Origin of the sequence: Gluconobacter albidus (genome assembly GCF_002723915.1) — a bacterium.
GTDB lineage: Bacteria > Pseudomonadota > Alphaproteobacteria > Acetobacterales > Acetobacteraceae > Gluconobacter > Gluconobacter albidus.
Map to the genome: position 1 here is coordinate 86,869 of NZ_BEWL01000005.1, position 20,608 is coordinate 107,476.

At 61.3% G+C, this 20,608-nt stretch carries 15 protein-coding genes and 1 tRNA gene; 11 read left to right on the top strand and 5 right to left on the bottom strand.

Translation table 11 applies throughout. The annotated features are described in order from the left end of the window. Nucleotides 1–18: 18 nt before the first annotated feature. The 4 genes from GAL01_RS07885 to sucB form a co-directional block, all read right to left on the bottom strand. On the bottom strand, nt 19–1,194 hold the full coding sequence (locus GAL01_RS07885; protein ID WP_062032598.1) for a histidine-type phosphatase: 1,176 nt from the start codon (nt 1,192–1,194) through the stop codon (nt 19–21). Then, nucleotides 1,191–3,455, bottom strand: coding sequence for a TonB-dependent receptor (locus GAL01_RS07890; protein ID WP_062032603.1), 2,265 nt, complete (start codon nt 3,453–3,455; stop codon nt 1,191–1,193). Before GAL01_RS07890 ends, GAL01_RS07885 begins: the two co-directional genes overlap by 4 nt. A gap of 143 nt (nt 3,456–3,598) precedes the next feature. Next, nucleotides 3,599–4,609 carry a L,D-transpeptidase gene (locus GAL01_RS07895; RefSeq protein WP_062032874.1) on the bottom strand — a complete coding sequence of 337 codons (1,011 nt, stop codon included), beginning with the start codon at nt 4,607–4,609 and terminating at the stop codon, nt 3,599–3,601. 114 nt (nt 4,610–4,723) lie between these two features. Further along, nucleotides 4,724–5,836, bottom strand: a complete 1,113-nt coding sequence (gene sucB / locus GAL01_RS07900) for a dihydrolipoyllysine-residue succinyltransferase (protein WP_062032606.1) — start codon at nt 5,834–5,836, stop codon at nt 4,724–4,726. 167 nt (nt 5,837–6,003) lie between these two features. Here sucB and GAL01_RS07905 point away from each other — a divergent pair, with 167 nt between their 5' ends. The 3 genes from GAL01_RS07905 (at nt 6,004) to rho (ending at nt 9,773) form a co-directional block, all read left to right on the top strand. Next, nucleotides 6,004–6,651, top strand: a complete 648-nt coding sequence (locus tag GAL01_RS07905) for a gluconate 2-dehydrogenase subunit 3 family protein (protein WP_062032610.1) — start codon at nt 6,004–6,006, stop codon at nt 6,649–6,651. A gap of 14 nt (nt 6,652–6,665) precedes the next feature. Then, nucleotides 6,666–8,195, top strand: a complete 1,530-nt coding sequence (locus GAL01_RS07910; protein WP_062032878.1) for a GMC family oxidoreductase — start codon at nt 6,666–6,668, stop codon at nt 8,193–8,195. Between the two features lie 276 nt (nt 8,196–8,471). After that, a complete protein-coding gene (gene rho, locus GAL01_RS07915; RefSeq protein WP_062032614.1) occupies nt 8,472–9,773 on the top strand; it encodes a transcription termination factor Rho in 1,302 nt (433 codons plus the stop codon). A gap of 92 nt (nt 9,774–9,865) precedes the next feature. Here rho and GAL01_RS07920 read toward each other — a convergent pair whose 3' ends face one another. Further along, the gene (locus GAL01_RS07920) at nt 9,866–10,312 is read right to left on the bottom strand and encodes a methylated-DNA--[protein]-cysteine S-methyltransferase (RefSeq protein ID WP_062032882.1); all 447 of its coding nucleotides are present in this window, start codon (nt 10,310–10,312) and stop codon (nt 9,866–9,868) included. Nucleotides 10,313–10,776: 464 nt separating this feature from the next. On the opposite strand from GAL01_RS07920, the gene GAL01_RS07925 reads away from it, so the two are divergent. The 8 genes from GAL01_RS07925 to GAL01_RS07960 all read left to right on the top strand — a co-directional run bounded on the left by GAL01_RS07925 (nt 10,777) and on the right by GAL01_RS07960 (nt 20,274). Next, nucleotides 10,777–13,050: a PQQ-dependent dehydrogenase, methanol/ethanol family gene (locus tag GAL01_RS07925; protein WP_062032617.1), complete on the top strand. Its 2,274-nt coding sequence runs from the start codon at nt 10,777–10,779 to the stop codon at nt 13,048–13,050. 34 nt (nt 13,051–13,084) lie between these two features. Then, the gene (locus GAL01_RS07930; protein ID WP_062032618.1) at nt 13,085–14,521 is read left to right on the top strand and encodes a cytochrome c; all 1,437 of its coding nucleotides are present in this window, start codon (nt 13,085–13,087) and stop codon (nt 14,519–14,521) included. A gap of 141 nt (nt 14,522–14,662) precedes the next feature. After that, nucleotides 14,663–15,967 carry a tRNA uridine-5-carboxymethylaminomethyl(34) synthesis GTPase MnmE gene (mnmE, locus tag GAL01_RS07935; RefSeq protein WP_062032619.1) on the top strand — a complete coding sequence of 435 codons (1,305 nt, stop codon included), beginning with the start codon at nt 14,663–14,665 and terminating at the stop codon, nt 15,965–15,967. A gap of 3 nt (nt 15,968–15,970) precedes the next feature. Continuing rightward, entirely contained in the window at nt 15,971–17,827 is a 1,857-nt protein-coding gene (mnmG, locus tag GAL01_RS07940) for a tRNA uridine-5-carboxymethylaminomethyl(34) synthesis enzyme MnmG (RefSeq protein WP_062032620.1), read from the top strand. Next, nucleotides 17,824–18,405 (top strand): 16S rRNA (guanine(527)-N(7))-methyltransferase RsmG, encoded by a 582-nt coding sequence (rsmG, locus tag GAL01_RS07945; protein ID WP_062032622.1) that lies wholly within the window; start codon nt 17,824–17,826, stop codon nt 18,403–18,405. Before mnmG ends, rsmG begins: the two co-directional genes overlap by 4 nt. Then, the gene (locus tag GAL01_RS07950) at nt 18,395–19,198 is read left to right on the top strand and encodes a ParA family protein (protein WP_062032627.1); all 804 of its coding nucleotides are present in this window, start codon (nt 18,395–18,397) and stop codon (nt 19,196–19,198) included. The genes rsmG and GAL01_RS07950 overlap by 11 nt, the downstream gene beginning before the upstream one ends. Before the next feature lie 6 nt (nt 19,199–19,204). Beyond that, the gene (locus GAL01_RS07955) at nt 19,205–20,080 is read left to right on the top strand and encodes a ParB/RepB/Spo0J family partition protein (protein WP_062032633.1); all 876 of its coding nucleotides are present in this window, start codon (nt 19,205–19,207) and stop codon (nt 20,078–20,080) included. A gap of 118 nt (nt 20,081–20,198) precedes the next feature. After that, nucleotides 20,199–20,274, top strand: a tRNA-Lys gene (locus GAL01_RS07960). Nucleotides 20,275–20,608: the final 334 nt, after the last annotated feature.

The window sequence follows — 20,608 nt, forward strand, 5'->3', positions numbered from 1 at the left end:
TTTTATGAAACGGTGATCTCAGGGAAGGATCGCATTCCCCGGCTCAAGCGTCTGCATCGAACGCTCCACCCCGGACGCCTGCCCCGCACGCAGTTCCTCAAGAGACTGATGGAATATCCGCACCCTGACCTCAACATGCCGATCCGGATAACGCCACCGCTCGAACGCCAGAACCGTATCCGGCGCCGTGCTGTCCGGCTGATCGTCAAACGTCCATGACAGCCCGAAAATCGCCGCCAGCGCATCCTGGTTCGTATCGTGCCCCGCCAGAACCAGAAGCCGCGTGGAATCCGTCACACCCGGAATCTCCGTCACCGAACGGTCCGCCAGAAACGCCCGGACGCTCTCGGCCATCACCCCGTTACGCGCCGCCGCCACAACAGGCAGACGTCGCAACATCCGGCTCTCTGCTTCATGAACCGGCAGAACGGTTTTCAGCAGCCCCGGAACATCCGCTTTCGCAGACCCGAAAACACCCTCTGCAAAGCCTTCGGAATACAGCAGCAGCAGACTTTCCGCCGCCATGCCACCCGTCGCCACCCCTCCCGAGAGACGCGGCGCGCCTTTCTTCCATTCAAGCACCGCATCATCGCGCAGACACCACGCCGTATGCGCAACACCATCACACGCGCCGGGCGCCATCAGTGTCTGCAAAGCCTGCAAACCACCCCGAACATCCGAACGTTTCGAGACAGGCAGCATGGAGGCAAACGCCTGCTCCGTCTCCTGCTTCGACGGCACCGCGCGTCCAGCCGAAATGGCATTGAACACTGGGTCCGGCCCATGCTCCTGCCATTGCGCAGAAACATGACAGTCCGGAGCCAAACCACGCGCCCAGACCTGCCCGGTCTGCTGCGTCCGATGATCCGCGCCATCCGCCCAGATCCGCACGCTATTGGAACAGGATCGTAACGGATCAAACCCGAGACCCATATAATGCGTCCGGACAGCCTGAACCATGGCCCCAAGCGCCACAGCCCCATGCGGCGTCATTTCTCCGGGCGCGACAGACCATTCAGGCCAGTTGAAACCGGTCTTCTCCCGCAACGCCGTTGCAGACGCCGTCGGACTGCGGATCCCGTGCCGCGACAGCAGCACGACTTTTTCCAGAACAGGCCCCGACGGCACGGAAGCACTCTCCGAACATCCCGTCAGGAACAAGGCCCACAGAAGAATAGAGTGCGTCTTTTTCACGGGAAGGTCGCCGTCATGTTGAAGAAGACGCTGCGCCCGGCCAGGCGCCAGTAAAGCGGCGCATCACCATAAGACTGGTTGCCCGCAAAATCGCTGATGGAGCGATTGTTGAAGAGGTTGGAAATCTTGAGGCTCGGCGTCACGTCGCGCATGAAACCACCGATATTATGAATGCGCCACCCCAGTGCCAGATCCGCAGTTACATTGCTGTGGATTTTGTACTGGTTTTCAAACACAGCATTTCCAGCCGCATTTGTGGTGCTGTCCAGCCCCCAGTGATGCCCGACATATTTCCCCATCAGCGAGAAATACGGCCCCTTCGGATTTTCATAAAGCAGACCGAACGATGCCAGTGAATCCGGCGTCGTCGCAACGCGCACGGTGCTATGTTTGTAGCGCGCATCATTTACGCTGTAATTGCCGTAAAGCGAGAAGCCATATCCAATGACATACTGCCCCTCAAGCTCGATCCCCTTATAAATCGCGCCGCCACTGTTCACGTATGTAGACGTGGTTCCGATACCATCAACCTTGATCTGTGCGGATGCGATATAATTGGAAAAATCGATATAATACCCATCCAGTGACAGCATCCAGTTCTTGCCGTGATAGACCGACCCCACCTGATAATTCAGTGTCGTTTCGGGCTTCACGTTTCCAACCGACTTCACCTGGAAAACCGACATCGGAGGTGCCAGAAAGCCTCGCGCGATCTGCGCATAAGCGCTCCAGTTTTTCATAATCCGTTGATTGATCGCAATGGGTGGCTGCCAGGATCCATAATGCTGCGCATCATTCAGCGGCACCTTCGTGGACTTGTTAATGGCTGCATCATAGTCCCTTATGAACATGGAATATTTCACACCCGGCTTGATAACTGCCCCTTTCCAGGGGTGAATATCCAGTTCGAGATAGGGCTGAATGGTCGTGTTCAGATCCGAAATATCATAACTGTAAGCCGACCCTGTTTTGGACGGAACCGGTATCGCATTTTTACTCAGATCGAGTGCATAGGTGTATCGGCGATCCTTCTGCACATCCGCCCACACACCGAACAGAACATCCCCGTAAGACGTATGCGCCTTAAATCGTAACGTATCGCCATAGGAACGGAATTTGGCGTCCGCATATTTCCCGGGAATATCATTGGCATAGGTCGCCACCTTCTTCTCGGCCGTATTATAGAACGTCACGCCATTCGCAGCGGTGCTCGTCTGGCTGGCATCCGTGCTTTCCGTATAATCATGCTCGAAGCCGCTCGTATAAAGCTGGTTCTCCATCGTCAGCCACGACGCAAGACGGCTTTTCAGACTGACGTAATCAAAATCCGACGTGTAGGTGCTGGGATTATATCCATAATAACACTGCGCGGCCGGGTCGTTGCACAGCCCGTAATTCTTCCCGTATTTCGCATATTCCGCGAGCGTCGCGCCCTGCGTCGTAAACTGCCATTCCTTGTTATAGGTCGCCTCGAATGTCAGCGTCGTCTCGGGCGCAAGATCAATCACGTCCTTGAACATCAGATTGCTCCGGCGCTCTGCGGAGTTCGTCAGATATCCGTTCGTCTCCTCGTGCTGCATGTCGAGAAACGCCCGACCAAAGCGCGTCTTGCCGCTGTCAAACTCGATCCCCCCGGCACGCGTATTGAAACTGCCATACGTCCCATAGAGCGACACGCCCCTCTTGGCCGGAGGCGTCTTGGACGTGAAACCCATCGTGCCACCGAACGTGGCATTTCCGATCGTCGAGCCCGTTCCCGGACCGCGATCAATCTGCGCCTCCCCCAAAAAATGCGAAATAAACAAAGACGAAGTCGTGTGATGCAGATCAGTGGCATCGCCAAACGGAATGCCATCGAACGTCATGTTATACTGACCATCCTGGAAGCCACGTAGGCTCATTGCCTCCGCCTTACCCATTCCGGGACCGTTCGGATTCTGTGAATAGACGCTCGGCTGGAACCGGATGATATCGTCAATGCTGGCGAGCGGAATAATATTGTTGCTCAGAAAGCCGGACTGGATTTTTGATGTCGGCTCCGTAATGTCCAGAGGAACCGTGGCAGGCGCAATCCGCGCCGCATGACCCAGAACGGTCAGGTTTTCCACGCCAGGCGTAGCGTCTTTTTCTTTTCCGGCTTTGTGTTCCTCATGCTTCTTCTGTTTTGCATCAGAAACATCAGCCTGGGCGCTTCCTCCCAGCAACAGGGCACCGGCAAAGCACCCGGAAAGCAGGATATGGTTACGCATCTTGAACGTCATGGGGAGTGGGCTCCAGTGATTGGCGCGCACTCCATACGGAAGGCTTCAGGTCAGGAAAACTGCTTTACCGTTCCTGAAATAAAACATTCACACGTTTTACTTCAAATCTTCATACTTATTTTGAAATATTTCTTATTTTATATTTACGGCAATGGTCTTTTATCTGCAATAGGGTCGATTTTCGGCTCGGTCAGTGGTCCTGAATCCACCACGACCACCAGATCTCCCGCAATCGGCGTGGGCTGCCGGTCTTTCGGAAGCAGCGCCTGAAAACGCGGATCGTAACTCGCAGCCTGCTCATACAGAGCATCAATCAGGCCATAATGATCCATGAATTTGTTCATGGTCGCCGGAATACGAATGCAGCCTTCCGACGCCGGATGCCCCAGACGCCATTCAAGGAACTGCGGATCCGTCGCATGGATCTCCAGCCGGATCTGCCCGGTTTCATGTCGCGGCAACCAGCCCTTCATCGCCGTCTGCCACCCCATGTCCCACACGCGCGATCCCTTGGCGCCGATGCCACGAATCCCGTTCTTGTTCTTCGTCCCTTCCGCCCGGTAACCCAGACGGTCCGCCGTGTTCTGGAAAACACCGATCGGGGTGATGTAATAATATTTACGCCCCGTTGTCCCGGTCGAAACCGGCGTCCCCCCAAGAGACTCCCACGGAGCATCCGGCAATGCCAGAACGTAATCCAGGTGCTGGATCTGCTCGTTCCGATCCACAACCATAATAAGCTGCGGCCGCGCAATCGGCATGTTCGCCTGCGTCACCTCGTCCTTCGCAAGCGTCAGGAACGCCCGGCGGCGCTCGGGCGTATATGTGCTGAACCCTTTGACGGTATGCTTCATCAGCACCGCCAGGCGTGACGCCTCTTCCCGGGCCGCTTCGTCGGACACAACCGGCAGATCCGGAATATCCAAAGGCGGTGGCGCCAGATCGGGCCGCGGGGGCGTATCGGTCGGCGGATTGCTGGCCGGCGGTGGCACCGACGCTCCCAGAGAGGGTGTCGTATCCGGCTGATGCGTCGACAGTTCCGGACCTGCGCCATCCGGCCGTGCACAGGCCGCCAGCGGTGTCAGCCCCACGACCATCGTCGTGGACGCACATAACAGAACTGCAAACCGCGTCAGTCTGGAAACATCACGCATCTTCAGGGCACCATCCTCGGGTTCGGAACAACAGACAGAACGCGAGGGAACAGAGACCTGTCCGGCGTTCGGCATGACTGAAACGTCTTCAACGCACCAGCCACGCAAAAGGCATCACAGATCCAGAAGCAGACGCCTCGGATCTTCCACAAGCTGCTTGATCCGAACGAGAAAGCTCACCGCCTCCCGCCCGTCGACGATCCGGTGATCGTAGGACAGCGCAACATACATCATCGGCCGGATCACGATCTGCCCGTCCCGCACGACCGGACGGTCCTGAATGGCATGCATCCCCAGAATGCCCGACTGCGGCGTGTTCAGGATCGGCGTGGACAGCAGCGAACCAAAAATCCCGCCATTCGTGATGGAGAACGTCCCGTGCGACAGTTCCTCCAGCTTCAGACCGCCCGTCCGCGCCCGCTTGCCGTAATCGGCGATGCGACGCTCCAGCTCGGCAAAGCTCATCTGATCGGCATCATGCAGCACCGGCACCACCAGCCCGCGCTCCGTGCCCACCGCAATGCCCAGATTGACGAAATCGCGATAGACGATCTCATCGCCTTCGATCTGTGCATTGATCGCCGGATAATCCTTCAGTGCGCCCACAACGGCCCGCGCGAAAAAGGACATGAAGCCCAGACGCGCCCCGTCATGCTTCTTCTCGAACTCGTCCTTGTATTCCGCCCGCAGCGCCTTGGCGGCGGACATGTCGATCTCGTTGAACGTCGTCAGAATGGCCGCCGTGTTCTGCGCCGCCTTCAGATTCCGCGCGATCGTCTGACGCAGACGGCTCATGGGAACCCGACGCTCCCGCGCCTCATGCGAAGACAGCTTGGGGGCCGATGCGGCAGAAACGGGCTTCGGCGCTTCCGGAGCGGGAGGCGTGACGCGCGCCGGGGACGCAACAGTCGATGCAACAGGCTCCGAAGCCGCAGTCTTGGGAGCAGGAGCCGGTTCAGCCGCGACAGGTTCAGACGCAGCCGGTGCCTCTGCCGTTTCGTCCACAGCCCCGAGCAGGCCGCCGATCTCGACTTCCGTGCCCACCGCCACACAATCTTCCAGACGCCCGGCGGACGGCGCGGTCACTTCAACACTGACCTTGTCCGTCTCCAACTCCACGATGATCTCGTCGTGCTGCACATAGTCGCCGGAGTTTTTAAGCCACCGCGCGACAGTCGCAGTCGTCAGGCTTTCTCCAAGCGCCGGAACCCTGATTTCGACCGTCATGCTGCTTCCCTGTCTTGCGTCCCGCCGCGAAGCGGGGAAATGTCTGTGCCGTACCCGACACTATGTCCGGAAAAGGTTAAGAATGCAGGATACTGCATCTTCGTTCCCAGCGGGAGGCGGAACCATCCCCGTCGCCGGACTTTGAAACCAAAACACAGGAGGCCGCAATGTCCCACCCGCCCGACCGTCCTGAAATTCTGGACTCCAACCACCTCTCCGCCCGCACCCACGAGATCCTGACATCCCGGCTTTCCGTCCCAGGAACGCAGCCCCGGACGCTGTCGCTGCAAGCCTATGCCGTCCTCGATGCACTCCTCCTCGTCCTGCTTCCACTGGACGAGATTCTTCCCCCCGGCACCGACATCGCCATGACGGCCCGGATCGACGCCGCGCTCTCCGGCCCGCGTGACGGCTGGCGTTTCGCGGACCTCCCGCCCGATGCCGAAGCCTGGGAATCCGCTCTCCTGACCCTCGACGACGTCGCGGCCGAACAGCACGGACTCGCCTTCATCCACCTGGCCCCGGACCTGCGCGGCGCCCTGCTCGACGCCGTCATGGACGGGCAGATCGGTCTCGAACGCGAAGGCCGCCTCACGGCATCCCAGATGAAACGCTGGTCCGGAGACCTGCGTGGCGAGGTCGTGGACTGCGTCATGAGCGACCCGCGCATCCAGCAGGCACTCGGCATTTCCTCCAGCCTCACCGGCGGCGACACTGTCTTTCAGGGCTTCACCGAAGTCGGCCCCGACAGCCGCGAGTCCTTTGAACCCAAAGCCACGGCTCCCCTTCTCCAGATGGCAGAGTCCAGCGAATGAGCAGTACGATCGTTATGAAGACATTCGCCGAAACGGACATCATCGATGCCCTCATCATCGGCAGCGGGGCCGGTGGCGCGCCGCTGGCCGCAGAACTCGCCCGCAACGGCAAAAGCGTCGTGGTGCTGGAAGCCGGCCCTGCTTTCCCTGCCACGGGACATACGCCCGACGAAGTGGCTGCCCGCGAACTCTACTGGCTGCACGAACGCCTCTCCGCAGGCACAAACCCGCAGGCTTTCGGCGGCAACAACAGCGGCACCGGCCTTGGCGGCTCCATGCTCCATTACGGTGCCTTCATGCCGCGCATGGACGCCCGCGACTTTCACCTGCACACCGAAACCGGCAAGGGCGTGGACTGGCCGTTCGGTCTGGACGAACTGCTGCCCTATATCGAGCGCGTGGAGTCCTTCATCGGCGTCTCCGGCCCCGCCCATTATCCGTGGGACCCAGAGCGTCGCTATGCTTACGCGCCTCCGCCCGCCAATTCCGCCGCACTCAAGATGCGCGAAGGCTGTGACGCGCTCGGCCTGCGCCACGCAGACGGCCCCGCCGCCCTCATCACCCGCGATATCGAACAGCCGCATTTCGGCACCCGCCATGGCTGCGCGAACTGCGGCGCCTGCCATCAGGGCTGCCGCAACGGCGCCAAGTCGGGCGCGGACAACACCTGGCTTCCCATGGCCGTCGCCTATGGTGCCGAACTCCGCCCCGGCTGCTTCGCTCACACGATCGAACGCGACAGTTCAGGCCGCGTGACCGGGGTGGTCTATCGCCAGAACGGCGTCGAACACCGCCAGAAATGCGCGACCCTCGTCCTCGCCGCCGGTGCCGTCGAAACCCCGCGCCTGCTCCTGACTAACGGCATAGCCAACAGCTCCGGTCAGGTCGGCCAGAACTACATGACCCATGTCTCCACACAGGTCTGGGGCGAGTTCGACGAAGACATCCGCCCCAATCGCGGCTACCCGTCCCTGACCATCACCGAAGACATGATGCGCCCGAAAGACGCGGATTTCGTCGGCGGCTATCTGGTGCAGTCGCTGGGCATGATGCCCGCAACCTGGGGCCAGAACCTCGCCCGCAGCACCACAACACGCGGCCCGGCCTTCGCCCGCGCGCTCGCCGGATACAACCGCTCCGCCGGCATGGGCATCAACGGTGAATGTCTGCCCCGCCCCGAAAACCGCGTCACCCTTTCGGACGAGAAGGACGCCTTCGGCATTCCAAAGCCGCTGATCGAGCACTCCTACGGCCCCAACGAATGGGCCATGCACCACCACGCAGCCCGCCTGCTGACGCAGATGTGGGAGGCCGTGGGCGCAAAGGACATCCGCGTCATCGACCGCGCCGCTCACATGATCGGCACCTGCCGCATGGGCACGGATGCCGGGAGCAGTGTCGTCAATCCGGTCGGCCGCAGTTTCGATATCGACAATCTGTGGATCTCCGATCATTCGATCTTCCCAAGCGCCGCCGCCGCCAACCCGGCCCTGGCCATCATGGCGCTCTCCCTCCGCACTGCGGAGGCCATGCTGAAGGCCTGATTGAAATCTGACATAGATCAAAGTGATCCGGAGCCTGCGCAGGAGCCTTGACACTGCTTCGCGCGCTCCGGTAAGCGAAGGACGACTTTCCGGTGACGTCCCGTCACCCGGTCTCCCTTTCCTTACGGATGCTTCCTGCTTCCCCCGTCCTGCGAAATCCTCACAGATCACCGCCTGACACAAGCAGTCCCCGTTCAGTGGCCCCGCCTTCTGTACGGTCGCGCATCCCTCCCCCTATCAGGTCTGCCACTACCGGCACATCAAGGCGCGTCTTTCATGCATCTTGCCGAACTCAAGAAAAAATCCCCAGCCGACCTTCTGGATTACGCAGAGGAACTGGAGATCGAGAACGTCTCGTCCATGCGCAAGCAGGACATCATGTTCGCCATCCTCAAGACCCTTGCCGAACGCGATCAGGCGATCTACGGCGAAGGCACGCTCGAAATCCTGCCAGACGGCTTCGGTTTCCTGCGCAGCCCGGAAGCCAACTACCTTCCCGGCCCCGACGACATCTACATTTCCCCCACGCAGGTCCGCCGCTTCGGCCTGCGCCCGGGCGACACGGTTGAAGGCCAGATCCGCGCCCCGCGCGACGGCGAGCGCTATTTCGCGCTGCTGAAGGTCAACACCATCAATTTCGAGGCCCCGGAAACCGTCCGGACCCGCATCAACTTCGACAACCTCACGCCGCTCTACCCCGAGCGTCGCCTGAAGATGGAAGTCGAACAGTCCGAAGCCGCCGTCACGGAAACCTCCCCGCGGGGCAAGGGCAAGAAAGACCAGCGCGACTACACCCCGCGCGTGATCGACCTCGTGACGCCGATCGGCATGGGCCAGCGCGCCCTGATCGTCGCTCCGCCCCGCACCGGCAAGACCGTGATGCTCCAGAGCATCGCCGCCTCCATCTCCGCCAACCACCCCGAAGTGTTCCTGATCGTCCTGCTGATCGACGAACGCCCGGAAGAAGTGACGGACATGGCCCGCTCGGTCCGCGGCGAAGTCGTCTCCTCCACCTTCGACGAACCGGCAACCCGCCACGTCCAGGTGACGGAAATGGTACTGGAAAAGGCCAAGCGCCTCGTCGAGCACAAGCGCGACGTGGTCATCCTGCTGGACTCCATCACCCGTCTCGCCCGCGCCTACAACACCGTCGTCCCCTCATCGGGCAAGGTGCTGACCGGCGGTGTGGACGCCAACGCCCTGCAGCGCCCCAAGCGCTTCTTCGGCGCCGCGCGTAACATCGAGGAAGGCGGATCGCTCACGATCATCGCAACAGCCCTGATCGACACGGGCTCGCGCATGGACGAAGTCATCTTCGAAGAGTTCAAGGGCACCGGCAACGCCGAACTCATCCTGGACCGCAAGCTGGCCGACAAGCGTACCTTCCCCGCCATCGACATCACCAAGTCGGGCACGCGTAAGGAAGAACTGCTGGTCGATCGCGCCGAACTGTCCAAGATGTGGGTCCTGCGCCGCATCCTCGCCCCGATGGGCACGATGGACGCCATGGACTTCCTGCTGGACAAGCTCAAATACAGCAAGTCCAACAACGACTTCTTCGAAGCCATGAACAACTGATCCCGGATCAGCATGGCCGACATGAAAAAGGGGAGCTCCGGCTCCCCTTTTTTGTTGTCCGGTCCCCCGGAATGGCGGGAAAAAGCCTCCCGTTACAGCACACCTTCCAGATGCAGCATGGCATGCTTGTCCGCGATGCCACCGAGCCCCGAATACCCGCCAAGCCCCGCCCGGCCGACAACCCGGTGACAGGGGATCAGGATCGGAATCGGATTCGCCCCAACCGCCCCACCGACCGACCGTGCAGACCCGCCGACCTCGGCCGCAATGTCCGCGTAAGTCCGTGTCTTCCCATAGGGAATCCGGCGCAGCGCGTCCCAGACCTTCTGGCGGTACGGAGTCCCGTAGGGGCGATAGGGCAGCGCGTCGAAATCGACCGATTCCCCGTCAAAATAACGCTCCAGAAGATCGCGGGCCTTCAGAAGGAGTGGAGTCTCCTCCTGATCGCGCCCCCAACCCCAGTCTAGAGCGACGATCTGGCCCTCATCTTCACTGATGGTAAGGGCCCCGAAAGGTGAGTGGCAGGATAGCTGTGGCATGAACGACACGGTGCCCGAGCCGCTCAAAACCGTCAATCCGGCAGTGTTGCCATTAAGACCGAGGCTTTTTAGCCATGCGCTTAACGCATATCGCGTGATACCAATATGCGAAATAAACATACTGGACCACTTCAGTAGGCTTTCCAGCAATACTCTGTAATGTGTTGGAAAACTGCCCTTTTTTGTATCGGAAAGGGGGCCGGAAGTTTTCCGGAACGCCTGTGTAATCATTCGCGAAGCCACATCATAGCCCGTTTCAGGATCATCCTGCCCCGCCCCTCACGGAAACGTCAGAAGCCGTGTTTGTCTTAAACAATAAAATAGGGTCAGTAAGTTCTCATGCTGACGGTATCTGGTACTGATCGTTGGATTGAGAGGACAGGATTTTCCCCTAGCCCTTTCAAGACTGCACAGGTCCAGAATATCACAGCGGAAACAGTCTTTACAAAAAGGACAGTTGGATCATGACTTCTGGTCTACTGACGCCGATCAAGGTTACGAAAAAGCGCCTTCTCAGCTGCGCGGCCGTACTGGCACTCTCAGCTGCTGTTCCCGTCGCTTTTGCGCAGGAAGATACGGGCGCAGCAATTACAAGCGCCGATAACGGTGGCAATGTCGGAAACTGGATGTCCTACGGGCGGTCCTATTCCGAGCAGCGCTTCAGCCCGCTCGACCAGATCAACAAGGACAACGTCGGCAAGCTCAAGCTCGCCTGGCATTATGATCTGGACACGAACCGCGGTCAGGAAGGCACGCCTCTGGTCGTGAACGGCGTCATGTACGCCACGACCAACTGGAGCAAGATGAAGGCGCTGGATGCAGCGACCGGCAAGCTCCTGTGGTCCTACGATCCCAAGGTTCCAGGCAACATCGCCGATCGCGGCTGCTGTGACTCCGTCAACCGCGGTGCTGCCTACTGGAACGGCAAGGTCTATTTCGGCACGTTCGACGGACGCCTGATCGCGCTGGATGCCAAGACCGGCAAGCTGGTCTGGAGCGTCTACACGATCCCCAAGGAAGCCCAGCTCGGCCACCAGCGCTCCTACACGGTTGACGGCGCACCGCGCATCGCCAAGGGCCGCGTCATCATCGGCAACGGCGGCGCTGAATTCGGTGCCCGTGGTTTCGTGACGGCCTATGACGCCGAAACCGGCAAGATGGACTGGCGCTTCTTCACGGTTCCGAACCCCGACAACAAGCCCGACGGCGCAGCCTCCGACGACATCCTGATGTCCAAGGCCTATCCGACCTGGGGCAAGGGCGGAGCCTGGAAGCAGCAGGGCGGCGGCGGTACCGTCTGGGATTCGCTGGTCTATGACCCCGTGACGGACCTCGTCTATCTCGGCGTCGGCAACGGCTCGCCCTGGAACTACAAGTTCCGCTCCGAAGGCAAGGGCGACAACCTCTTCCTCGGCAGCATCGTCGCGATCAACCCGGATACCGGCAAGTACGTCTGGCATTTCCAGGAAACGCCGATGGACCAGTGGGATTACACCTCGGTCCAGCAGATCATGACGCTCGACATGCCGGTCAACGGCGAAATGCGCCATGTGATCGTCCATGCCCCGAAGAACGGCTTCTTCTACATCATTGATGCGAAGACCGGAAAATTCATCTCGGGCAAGCCCTACACCTACGAAAACTGGGCAACAGGTCTGGACCCCGTTACGGGCCGTCCGAACTATGTGCCTGACGCCCTGTGGACGCTCACGGGCAAGGCCTGGTACGGCATTCCGGGCGATCTGGGTGGCCATAACTTCGCCTCCATGGCTTACAGCCCGCAGACGAAGCTGGTCTACATCCCTGCCCAGCAGGTTCCGTTCCTCTACGATCCGCAGAAAGGTGGCTTCAAAGCCCACCACGACAGCTGGAATCTCGGACTGGACATGAACAAGATCGGCCTGTTCGACGATGCCGATCCGCAGCACAAGGCCGACAAGGCGCAGTTCCTGAAGGATCTGAAGGGCTGGCTTCTGGCCTGGGATCCCGCAAAGCAGCAGGCAGCCTTCACGGTTGACCACAAGGGTCCGTGGAACGGTGGTCTGCTCGCAACGGGTGGCGGCCTCCTCTTCCAGGGTCTCGCAACCGGCGATTTCCATGCCTACGACGCTACGAACGGCAAGGATCTCTTCAGCTTCCCGGCACAGAGCGCCATCATCGCGCCTCCCATCACCTATACCGCCAACGGCAAGCAGTATGTCGCGGTGGAAGTGGGCTGGGGCGGCATCTATCCGTTCTTCCTCGGTGGCGTGGCCCGGACATCCGGCTGGACCGTCAACCACTCCCGCGTGATTGCTTTCGCACTGGACGGCAAGGATGCACTCCCGCCGAAGAACGAACTCGGCTTCCTGCCGGTCAAGCCGCCTGAGAAGTGGGATGAAGCCCGTACGAAAAACGGCTATTTCCAGTTCCAGACGTATTGCGCTGCCTGCCATGGCGACAACGGCATCTCGGGTGGTGTTCTGCCTGACCTGCGGTGGTCCGGTGCGATCCGCGGACAGGAGAAGTTCTACAAGCTCGTCGCCAAGGGCGCTCTGACCGCCTACGGCATGGACCGCTTCGACACGTCCATGTCCCCGGCCGAGATTGAAGACATCCGCAACTACCTCGTGAAGCGGTCCAACGAGTCCTATGAGGACGAAGTGAAAGCCCGCGACAACAAGCAGGGCGTCCCCAACGACCAGTTCCTCAACGTACCCCAGGGTCCGGTTGAGCCTGCAACGGCGGACCATCCGTAACGGGCGACCGTTACGGTAAAAGGAGGCACGTGACATGCTCAATGCATCAATTCGCGACAGGCTGGTATCTGAGATGAAACAGGGATGGAAATTCGCGGCCGCAATCGGCCTCATGGCGGTGTCGTTCGGCGCCGCCCATGCCCAGGACGCCGATGAAGCGCTGATCAAGCGTGGCGAATATGTCGCCCGCCTGTCAGACTGCATCGCCTGCCATACGGCTCTGCACGGACAGCCCTATGCGGGCGGTCTGGAAATCAAGAGCCCGATCGGCACGATCTATTCGACCAACATCACGCCGGACCCGGAACACGGGATCGGCACCTACACCCTGGAGGACTTCACAAAGGCCCTCCGCAAGGGCATCCGCAAGGATGGCGCAACGCTTTACCCGGCAATGCCCTATCCTGAATTCGCACGCCTGTCCGACGAAGACATTCGTTCGATGTATGCCTACTTCATGCATGGCGTGAAGCCGGTTGACGTCGCCAACAAGGCGCCGGACATCAGCTGGCCGCTCTCCATGCGCTGGCCGCTGGCCGTGTGGCGCGCCATGTTCGTCCCGAGCATGACGCCGGGCGAAGACAAAAGCATCAGCGACCCGGAAGTCGCACGCGGCGAATACCTCGTCGACGGTCCGGGCCATTGCGGCGAATGTCATACGCCCCGCGGCTTTGCGATGCAGGTCAAGGCCTACGGAACGGCTGGCGGCAACGCCTACCTGTCCGGCGGCGCACCGATCGACAACTGGATCGCTCCGAGCCTGCGCAGCAACAGCGACACGGGTCTGGGCCGCTGGTCTGAAGACGATATCGTCACCTTCCTCAAGAGCGGCCGTATCGACCACTCCGCCGTCTTCGGCGGCATGGCCGACGTGGTGGCTTACAGCACGCAGCACTGGACAGACGACGACCTGCGCGCCACGGCCAAGTACCTGAAGAGCATGCCGGCCGTTCCGGAAGGCAATAACCTCGGCCAGGATGACGGTCAGACGACCGCCCTGCTGGACAAGGGTGCTCAGGGCAATGCCGGTGCGGAAGTCTATCTGCACAACTGCGCCATCTGCCACATGAACGATGGTACGGGCGTCAACCGCATGTTCCCGCCGCTGGCTGGCAACCCGGTCGTCATCACTGACGATCCGACGTCGCTCGCCAATGTCGTGGCCTTCGGCGGCATCCTGCCCCCGACCAACACGGCACCGTCCGCTATCGCCATGCCCGGCTTCAAGAACCACCTCACCGACCAGCAGATGGCCGATGTCGTGAACTTCATGCGCAAGGGCTGGGGCAACAAGGCACCGGGAACCGTGTCCGCTGCCGATATCCAGAAGCTGCGCACGACCGGAGCACCGGTCTCCACAGCTGGCTGGAACGTCTCCAGCAGGGGCTGGATGGCCTACATGCCGCAGCCTTACGGCGAAGGCTGGACCTTCTCTCCGCAGACCCACACGGGCGTGGACGACGCACAGTAAGCGTTTCACACTCCCTGACAGTCTGAACAAAAGGGCGGATCGGAAACGATCCGCCCTTTTTTCATACTTTTCATACCCGCACGCCCTTCATTGCAGGCTAACCATTTTCACCACGGGGCCTCCTGCACTACATAGAACCCCATGACGCGCTCTTCCCTCCCGGACCACACACCGCAGGTCATTTTCGCACTGGCAACCGGCCCCTCCCGTGCCGCCATCGCGATCATGCGCGCCAGCGGCCCCGGCAGCGATACGATCCTGCGCGCCCTGTGCAACGGACATCTTCCCGAACCCCGCCGCGCCAGCCTGCGCACCCTGCGCCATAACGAAAACGTGCTCGATCATGCCGTCGCCCTCTGGCTCCCCGGCCCGAAGTCCTACACCGGGGAAGACGGCTTCGAGCTGCACCTCCATGCCGGCCCCGCCATCATCGCCCGCGTCGCCGACGCCCTGACCGATCTCGGAGCCCGCCCCGCCGAACCCGGCGAGTTCACCCGTCGCGCCGTCCAGAAAGGACGGCTGGACCTGCTTCAGGCCGAAGCCATCGCCGACCTCGTGGACGCTGAAACCGAAAGTCAGCGCAAACAGGCCCTGCGTCAGGCCGACGGCGCCCTGAGCCGCCTGTACGACAACTGGGCACAGCGCCTTCGCCTCGTCCTCGCCCATCAGGAAGCCCTGATTGACTTCCCGGACGAAGACCTGCCGCAGGACGTAGAAGACGGGCTGGTCGCGGAACTCTCGAAACTCCAGACCGAAATGTCTGCCCATCTTCAGGACAATCGCGGCGAACTCATGCGCCAGGGCCTGACCGTGGTGATCGCAGGCTCGCCCAATGTCGGAAAATCCAGCCTTCTCAATACGTTATCCGGAACCGACTCTGCTATTGTCACCCATCGCGCAGGCACCACACGTGACGCCATCGCACTCGACTGGGTTCTGGACGGCGTCCGCCTGCGTCTGATCGACACGGCAGGTCTGCGGGAGACGGAAGACGAAATCGAGGCCGAAGGCATCCGCCGCGCGCTGTTTCACGTGAAACAGGCGGACGTGCTCCTCCACCTGATCGGCCCGGATGAAAGCCTCGACACCCTTTCCGGACAGGAAATTCCCATCCGGACGAAAATCGACATCGCACCAGCCCCGCCCGGCATGTTAGGGATCAGCACGCAGTCCGGCGAAGGACTTGATGCGCTGCGTCAGGTCCTGTCCGAACGGGTGTCCGAACTCATGGCCGGTTCAACCGCGCCTCCGCTGACCCGCGCCAGACACCGCGCCGGAATCCAGGAGGCCGCAACCCATCTGGATCAGGCCCGGACCGCGACATGGCCGGAACTGCGAGGCGAAGAACTCCGGCTGTCCATGCTGGCTCTGGGGCGTCTGACCGGACGTGTTGATGTTGAATCCCTGCTCGATGCGATTTTCGGGCAGTTCTGTATCGGGAAGTAGTTTGTGAGCGATTTCGACGTCATCGTGATCGGCGGCGGTCATGCCGGATGTGAAGCTGCAGCGGCATCGGCCCGTTTCGGCGCGCGCACCCTGCTGCTCACCCATCGGCTTGAAACGATCGGCGCCATGTCCTGCAACCCGGCCATCGGCGGGATCGGCAAGGGCCATCTCGTGCGCGAAATCGACGCGCTCGACGGCCTGATGGGTAAAGCCGCAGACCGCGCAGGCATCCATTTCAAACTGCTCAACCGCTCCAAGGGCCCGGCGGTTCACGGCCCCCGCGCCCAGGCTGACCGCTCCCTCTACCGCGCCGCCATTCAGGATCTGCTCGCCGCCACACCCAATCTGACGATCCTCGAAGGCGCCGCCGGAGACCTGATCGAAGAGAACGGCCACATCACAGGCGTTATCTGCGAAGACGGTCGCGCGTTCCGCTGCGGCGCCGTCGTCCTGACCGCCGGAACCTTCCTGCGCGGCGTCATCCATGTCGGCCACACCCAGACGGAGGCCGGACGCATCGGTGAGGCTCCGGCCAAGCGTCTGGGCGAACGGCTCTATGCGCTCGGCCTCCAGATGGGCCGCCTCAAGACCGGCACGCCGCCGCGTCTGGCCAAAGACAGCATCGACTGGGAAAACCTCCCGGCCGATCCCGGCGATGCCGAGCCCGAGGCCTTCAGCCCCATGACGACGGCCATCACCAACCCGCAGGTCGTCTGCCGCATCACCCAGACCACCGCCGAGACCCACAGGATCATCACCGAGAACCTGCACCGCTCGGCGATGTATGGCGGCGCCATCGCCGGCCGCGGCCCACGCTACTGCCCGTCCATCGAAGACAAGGTGGTCCGCTTCGCCGACCGCAGCTCGCATCAGGTCTTTCTGGAACCTGAAGCCCTGCCCGGCAATCCGGGCGGCGATCTGGTCTATCCCAACGGTATCAGCACCAGTTTGCCCGCCGACGTGCAGGCCGCCATGATCGCGACCATGCCCGGTCTGGAAAACGCCCGCATCGTCACGGCAGGCTATGCCGTCGAATATGATTACGTGGACCCGCGTGAGCTTCTGCCATCCCTGCAACTGCGCCGCCTGCCGGGCCTGTATCTTGCCGGACAGATCAACGGCACGACCGGCTACGAAGAAGCCGGTGCACAGGGCCTCCTCGCAGGCCTGAACGCCGCCCGCGCCACGGCCGGAAACGAGGCGCTGACGCTAAACCGAAGCGACGCCTATCTCGGCGTCATGATCGACGACCTGACGCTGCACGGAATCAGCGAACCCTATCGCATGTTCACATCCCGCGCCGAGTATCGTCTCACCCTGCGCGCGGATAATGCCGACCTACGCCTGACGCCCAAAGGAATCGCCGCAGGCTGCGTCCTGTCCGAACGCGAAGCCGCTTTCACCGCCCAGAAAGCCGAACTCGACGCCGCCATGGCCCGCGCCGCCGAAACAACCTTCCTGCCGCAGGCCCTCCGCGACGTCGGTTTCGAAGTCTCTCTGGATGGCCGCCGGCGCACGGTTCTGGATGTCCTCGCCAGCAACGGCGACCACACGATCCTGAACACGCTGGCCCCGTGGTTCGGCGAGCTTCCCCTGCGCGTCCGCCGCCATGTCGAGACCGAGGCCCGCTATGGCGGCTATCTTCACCGGCAGGATCGTGAAATTCGACAGCTCGCATCGGAAAGTGCCATCGCCCTTCCGGCCGATCTGGATTACACTGCCATCGGCGGCCTGAGCAGCGAAATGCGCGAGCGTTTTTTCCAGGCCCGCCCGACCAGTTTCGCCGCAGCACAGCGCGTGCGCGGGGTCACACCTGCCGCGCTGGTCGCCCTGCTGGCCCATGTAAGGACCCTGTCATGACCACCGTTTCACGTGAAACACACGAAAGGCTGGAGCGCTTCGCCGACCTGCTCGTGCAGTGGAACGCGAAAATCAATCTCGTCAGCCCGCGGGACATTGCCCAGCTCTGGCCCCGCCATATCGAGGACAGCCTCCAGCTTGCCGAACTGATCCCCGAAGGTGCCACCATCATCGATCTGGGTTCGGGCGGCGGTTTTCCGGGCATCATTCTGGCCATCGCCACAGGAAACCCCGTCACCCTGATCGAATCGGACCAGCGCAAATGCGCGTTCCTGCGGGAAGCCGGACGCATCTGCGACGCGAAGGTGACGGTCATCGCCAAACGCATCGAAGCCGCTAGCCCCCCTCCGGCCGACATCATCACGGCCCGGGCGCTGGCCCCCCTCAACAGGCTCCTGGACTGGGCACGGCCATTGCTAAAAGAAGACGGGTTCTGCCTGTTTCTGAAAGGTCAGAAGGCGCAGGCCGAGTTGACCGAGGCAAGCGCCGACTGGCACATGAGCCACACCATTGTTCCCAGCCGCACCGACCCCGGCGGAGCCATCATCAAGGTCAGTGATTTCAAGCGTGTCGTCTAAAACCGAATCCCCCACCACCCGGATCATTGCTGTCACCAACCAGAAGGGAGGCGTCGGCAAGACCACCACCACCATCAATCTGGCAGCAGGCCTCGCCCGTCAGGGACAGCGCGTCCTGCTCGTGGATCTGGACCCGCAGGGCAACGCCTCCACCGGTCTGGGCATCGACTACGATCAGCGCAACACCGGCACCTATGCCGCGCTGATGGTGGAAGCCGAACCCCATGCCCTGCCCCAGCCGACCGCGTTCGAGAATCTCTCGATCATCACGGCCAACAACGAACTGGCAGGCGCAGAGCTTGAAATGATCGGGGACGAGCGCCGCGAATACCGTCTGCGCGACGCCCTGCATGCGCTTGAAGGCCATTACGACACGATCCTGATCGACTGTCCGCCCAGCCTCGGCCTGCTGACGCTCAACGCGCTGGTCGCGTCCGACAGCGTGATCGTGCCGCTGCAATGCGAGTTCTTTGCGCTCGAAGGCATCAGCCAGCTCGTCCGCACCATCGACCGCGTCCGCCGCGCCTTCAACGCAGACCTGCATCTCGAAGGCATCATCCTGACGATGTACGACCGGCGCAACAACCTCTCTGAACTGGTGGCGCAGGATGCGCGCGGCTTCTTTGGCGATCAGGTGTTCGAGACGATCATCCCGCGCAATATCCGCATTTCCGAAGCCCAGAGCCATGGCAGCCCGGTGCTGGATTACGACGCCCGCTCCACAGGCGCCATCGCCTATCTGGCGCTGGCGGACGAGCTGATCAAACGCAACAAGAACAAGACAAAGGCGTAACCGGCGATGGCCAAAAAGGACAGTTCCCCGCGTCTTGGTCGCGGCCTCGCAGCCCTTCTGGGCGATCAGGCGCCGCAACTGGCCCGCGCCACACGCGCAAACGCCCAGCCGCAGCAGCATTCGTCCCTACCCGTGGATGTTCTGGCCCCAAGCCCCTTCCAGCCGCGACAGGACATGAACCCCGAACGCCTGTCCGAACTGGCCGACTCCATCCGCTCACGCGGCGTCCTGCAACCCCTGCTCGTCCGCCCCGATCCGGAAAAGCCGGGTCATTACCAGATCATCGCCGGTGAGCGCCGCTGGCGCGCCTCACAGCTCGCAGGCCTGCACAGCGTTCCCGTCCATATCCGCGAACTGGACGACACGGACGCGATGGCCGCAGCCCTGGTCGAGAACCTTCAGCGCGCAGATCTCAACCCGATCGAAGAAGCCGAGGGCCTGCAACGCCTCGTTACGGACTACACCCTGACGCAGGAAGAACTGGCCGGTGCCGTTGGCAAGTCCCGCCCGCACATCACCAACACCATGCGCCTGCTGAACCTGCCGCCGGAAGTCCGCGCACATGTCCGCAACGGCGACCTCACAGCCGGTCACGCCCGCGCCCTGCTCACCCATCCCGATCCGGTCGCTGCCGCCAAGCTCGTCATCGCCCGCGGCCTGAATGTCCGCCAGACGGAAGCCCTCACTAGCGGCAAAGAAACCACGACCCCGGCCAAAAAGGCGCGGGACGCGGAAATTCTCCAGATCGAAAACGATCTCTCCTCCCGCCTCGGCCTGAAAGTCCATATTTCCTATAACGGCAAAAAAGGCGGCTCTCTGAAGATCGACTATACGTCTCTGGAGCAGTTCGAAAGCGTCATGCGCCTCCTCAACCGAAAATAAGACACTGAAAAAAAAGGTTTTTCTTATTTTTCAGTCTAGGCATAAAGAAAAGAAGAAAAACCTCTTGCAGCCTCCCACCAAATCCCGCTATAAGCCGCTCCACCGGTAGACGGGCCATGGGCACATAGCTCAGTTGGTAGAGCAGCTGACTCTTAATCAGCGGGTCCAAGGTTCGAGCCCTTGTGTGCCCACCATGCCCGTCTCCGGTTATTCCATTGAAAATCTGCGATTTTTAGACTGCCCCAGCAGCCTAAAAGGCTCTTGCTGGATTGTGGCTTTGCGGACTCTGTGGATCTCCCGGACTCAATCCGGACTCATCTGAAAAAGATTGACCGTCTTTGCTGTCAGCATGACTCGAAGGCAAGACGATGCCGAACAGCAGCAGCAACAACAGAAACCCAACTTTCGGTTTATGTTGAGGCCCTCTCTTACCGGGGTGCGAATTACCCCCGGATGGCAAACCCTCTAGGAGGGACCCAAGCGTTTTTGAGAGATATGCGTTTTATGCATATGTCAGAGGGCTTTGGC

Bases quoted from the DNA above. Each gene is read 5' to 3' on its own strand.
- GAL01_RS07890 (WP_062032603.1), bottom strand. From the start codon at position 3,455: ATGACGTTCAAGATGCGTAACCATATCCTGCTTTCCGGGTGCTTTGCC.
- GAL01_RS07895 (WP_062032874.1), bottom strand. From the start codon at position 4,609: ATGCGTGATGTTTCCAGACTGACGCGGTTTGCAGTTCTGTTATGTGCG.
- sucB (WP_062032606.1), bottom strand. From the start codon at position 5,836: ATGACGGTCGAAATCAGGGTTCCGGCGCTTGGAGAAAGCCTGACGACT.
- GAL01_RS07905 (WP_062032610.1), top strand. From the start codon at position 6,004: ATGTCCCACCCGCCCGACCGTCCTGAAATTCTGGACTCCAACCACCTC.
- GAL01_RS07910 (WP_062032878.1), top strand. From the start codon at position 6,666: ATGAAGACATTCGCCGAAACGGACATCATCGATGCCCTCATCATCGGC.
- rho (WP_062032614.1), top strand. From the start codon at position 8,472: ATGCATCTTGCCGAACTCAAGAAAAAATCCCCAGCCGACCTTCTGGAT.
- GAL01_RS07920 (WP_062032882.1), bottom strand. From the start codon at position 10,312: ATGCCACAGCTATCCTGCCACTCACCTTTCGGGGCCCTTACCATCAGT.
- GAL01_RS07925 (WP_062032617.1), top strand. From the start codon at position 10,777: ATGACTTCTGGTCTACTGACGCCGATCAAGGTTACGAAAAAGCGCCTT.
- GAL01_RS07930 (WP_062032618.1), top strand. From the start codon at position 13,085: ATGCTCAATGCATCAATTCGCGACAGGCTGGTATCTGAGATGAAACAG.
- mnmE (WP_062032619.1), top strand. From the start codon at position 14,663: ATGACGCGCTCTTCCCTCCCGGACCACACACCGCAGGTCATTTTCGCA.
- rsmG (WP_062032622.1), top strand. From the start codon at position 17,824: ATGACCACCGTTTCACGTGAAACACACGAAAGGCTGGAGCGCTTCGCC.
- GAL01_RS07955 (WP_062032633.1), top strand. From the start codon at position 19,205: ATGGCCAAAAAGGACAGTTCCCCGCGTCTTGGTCGCGGCCTCGCAGCC.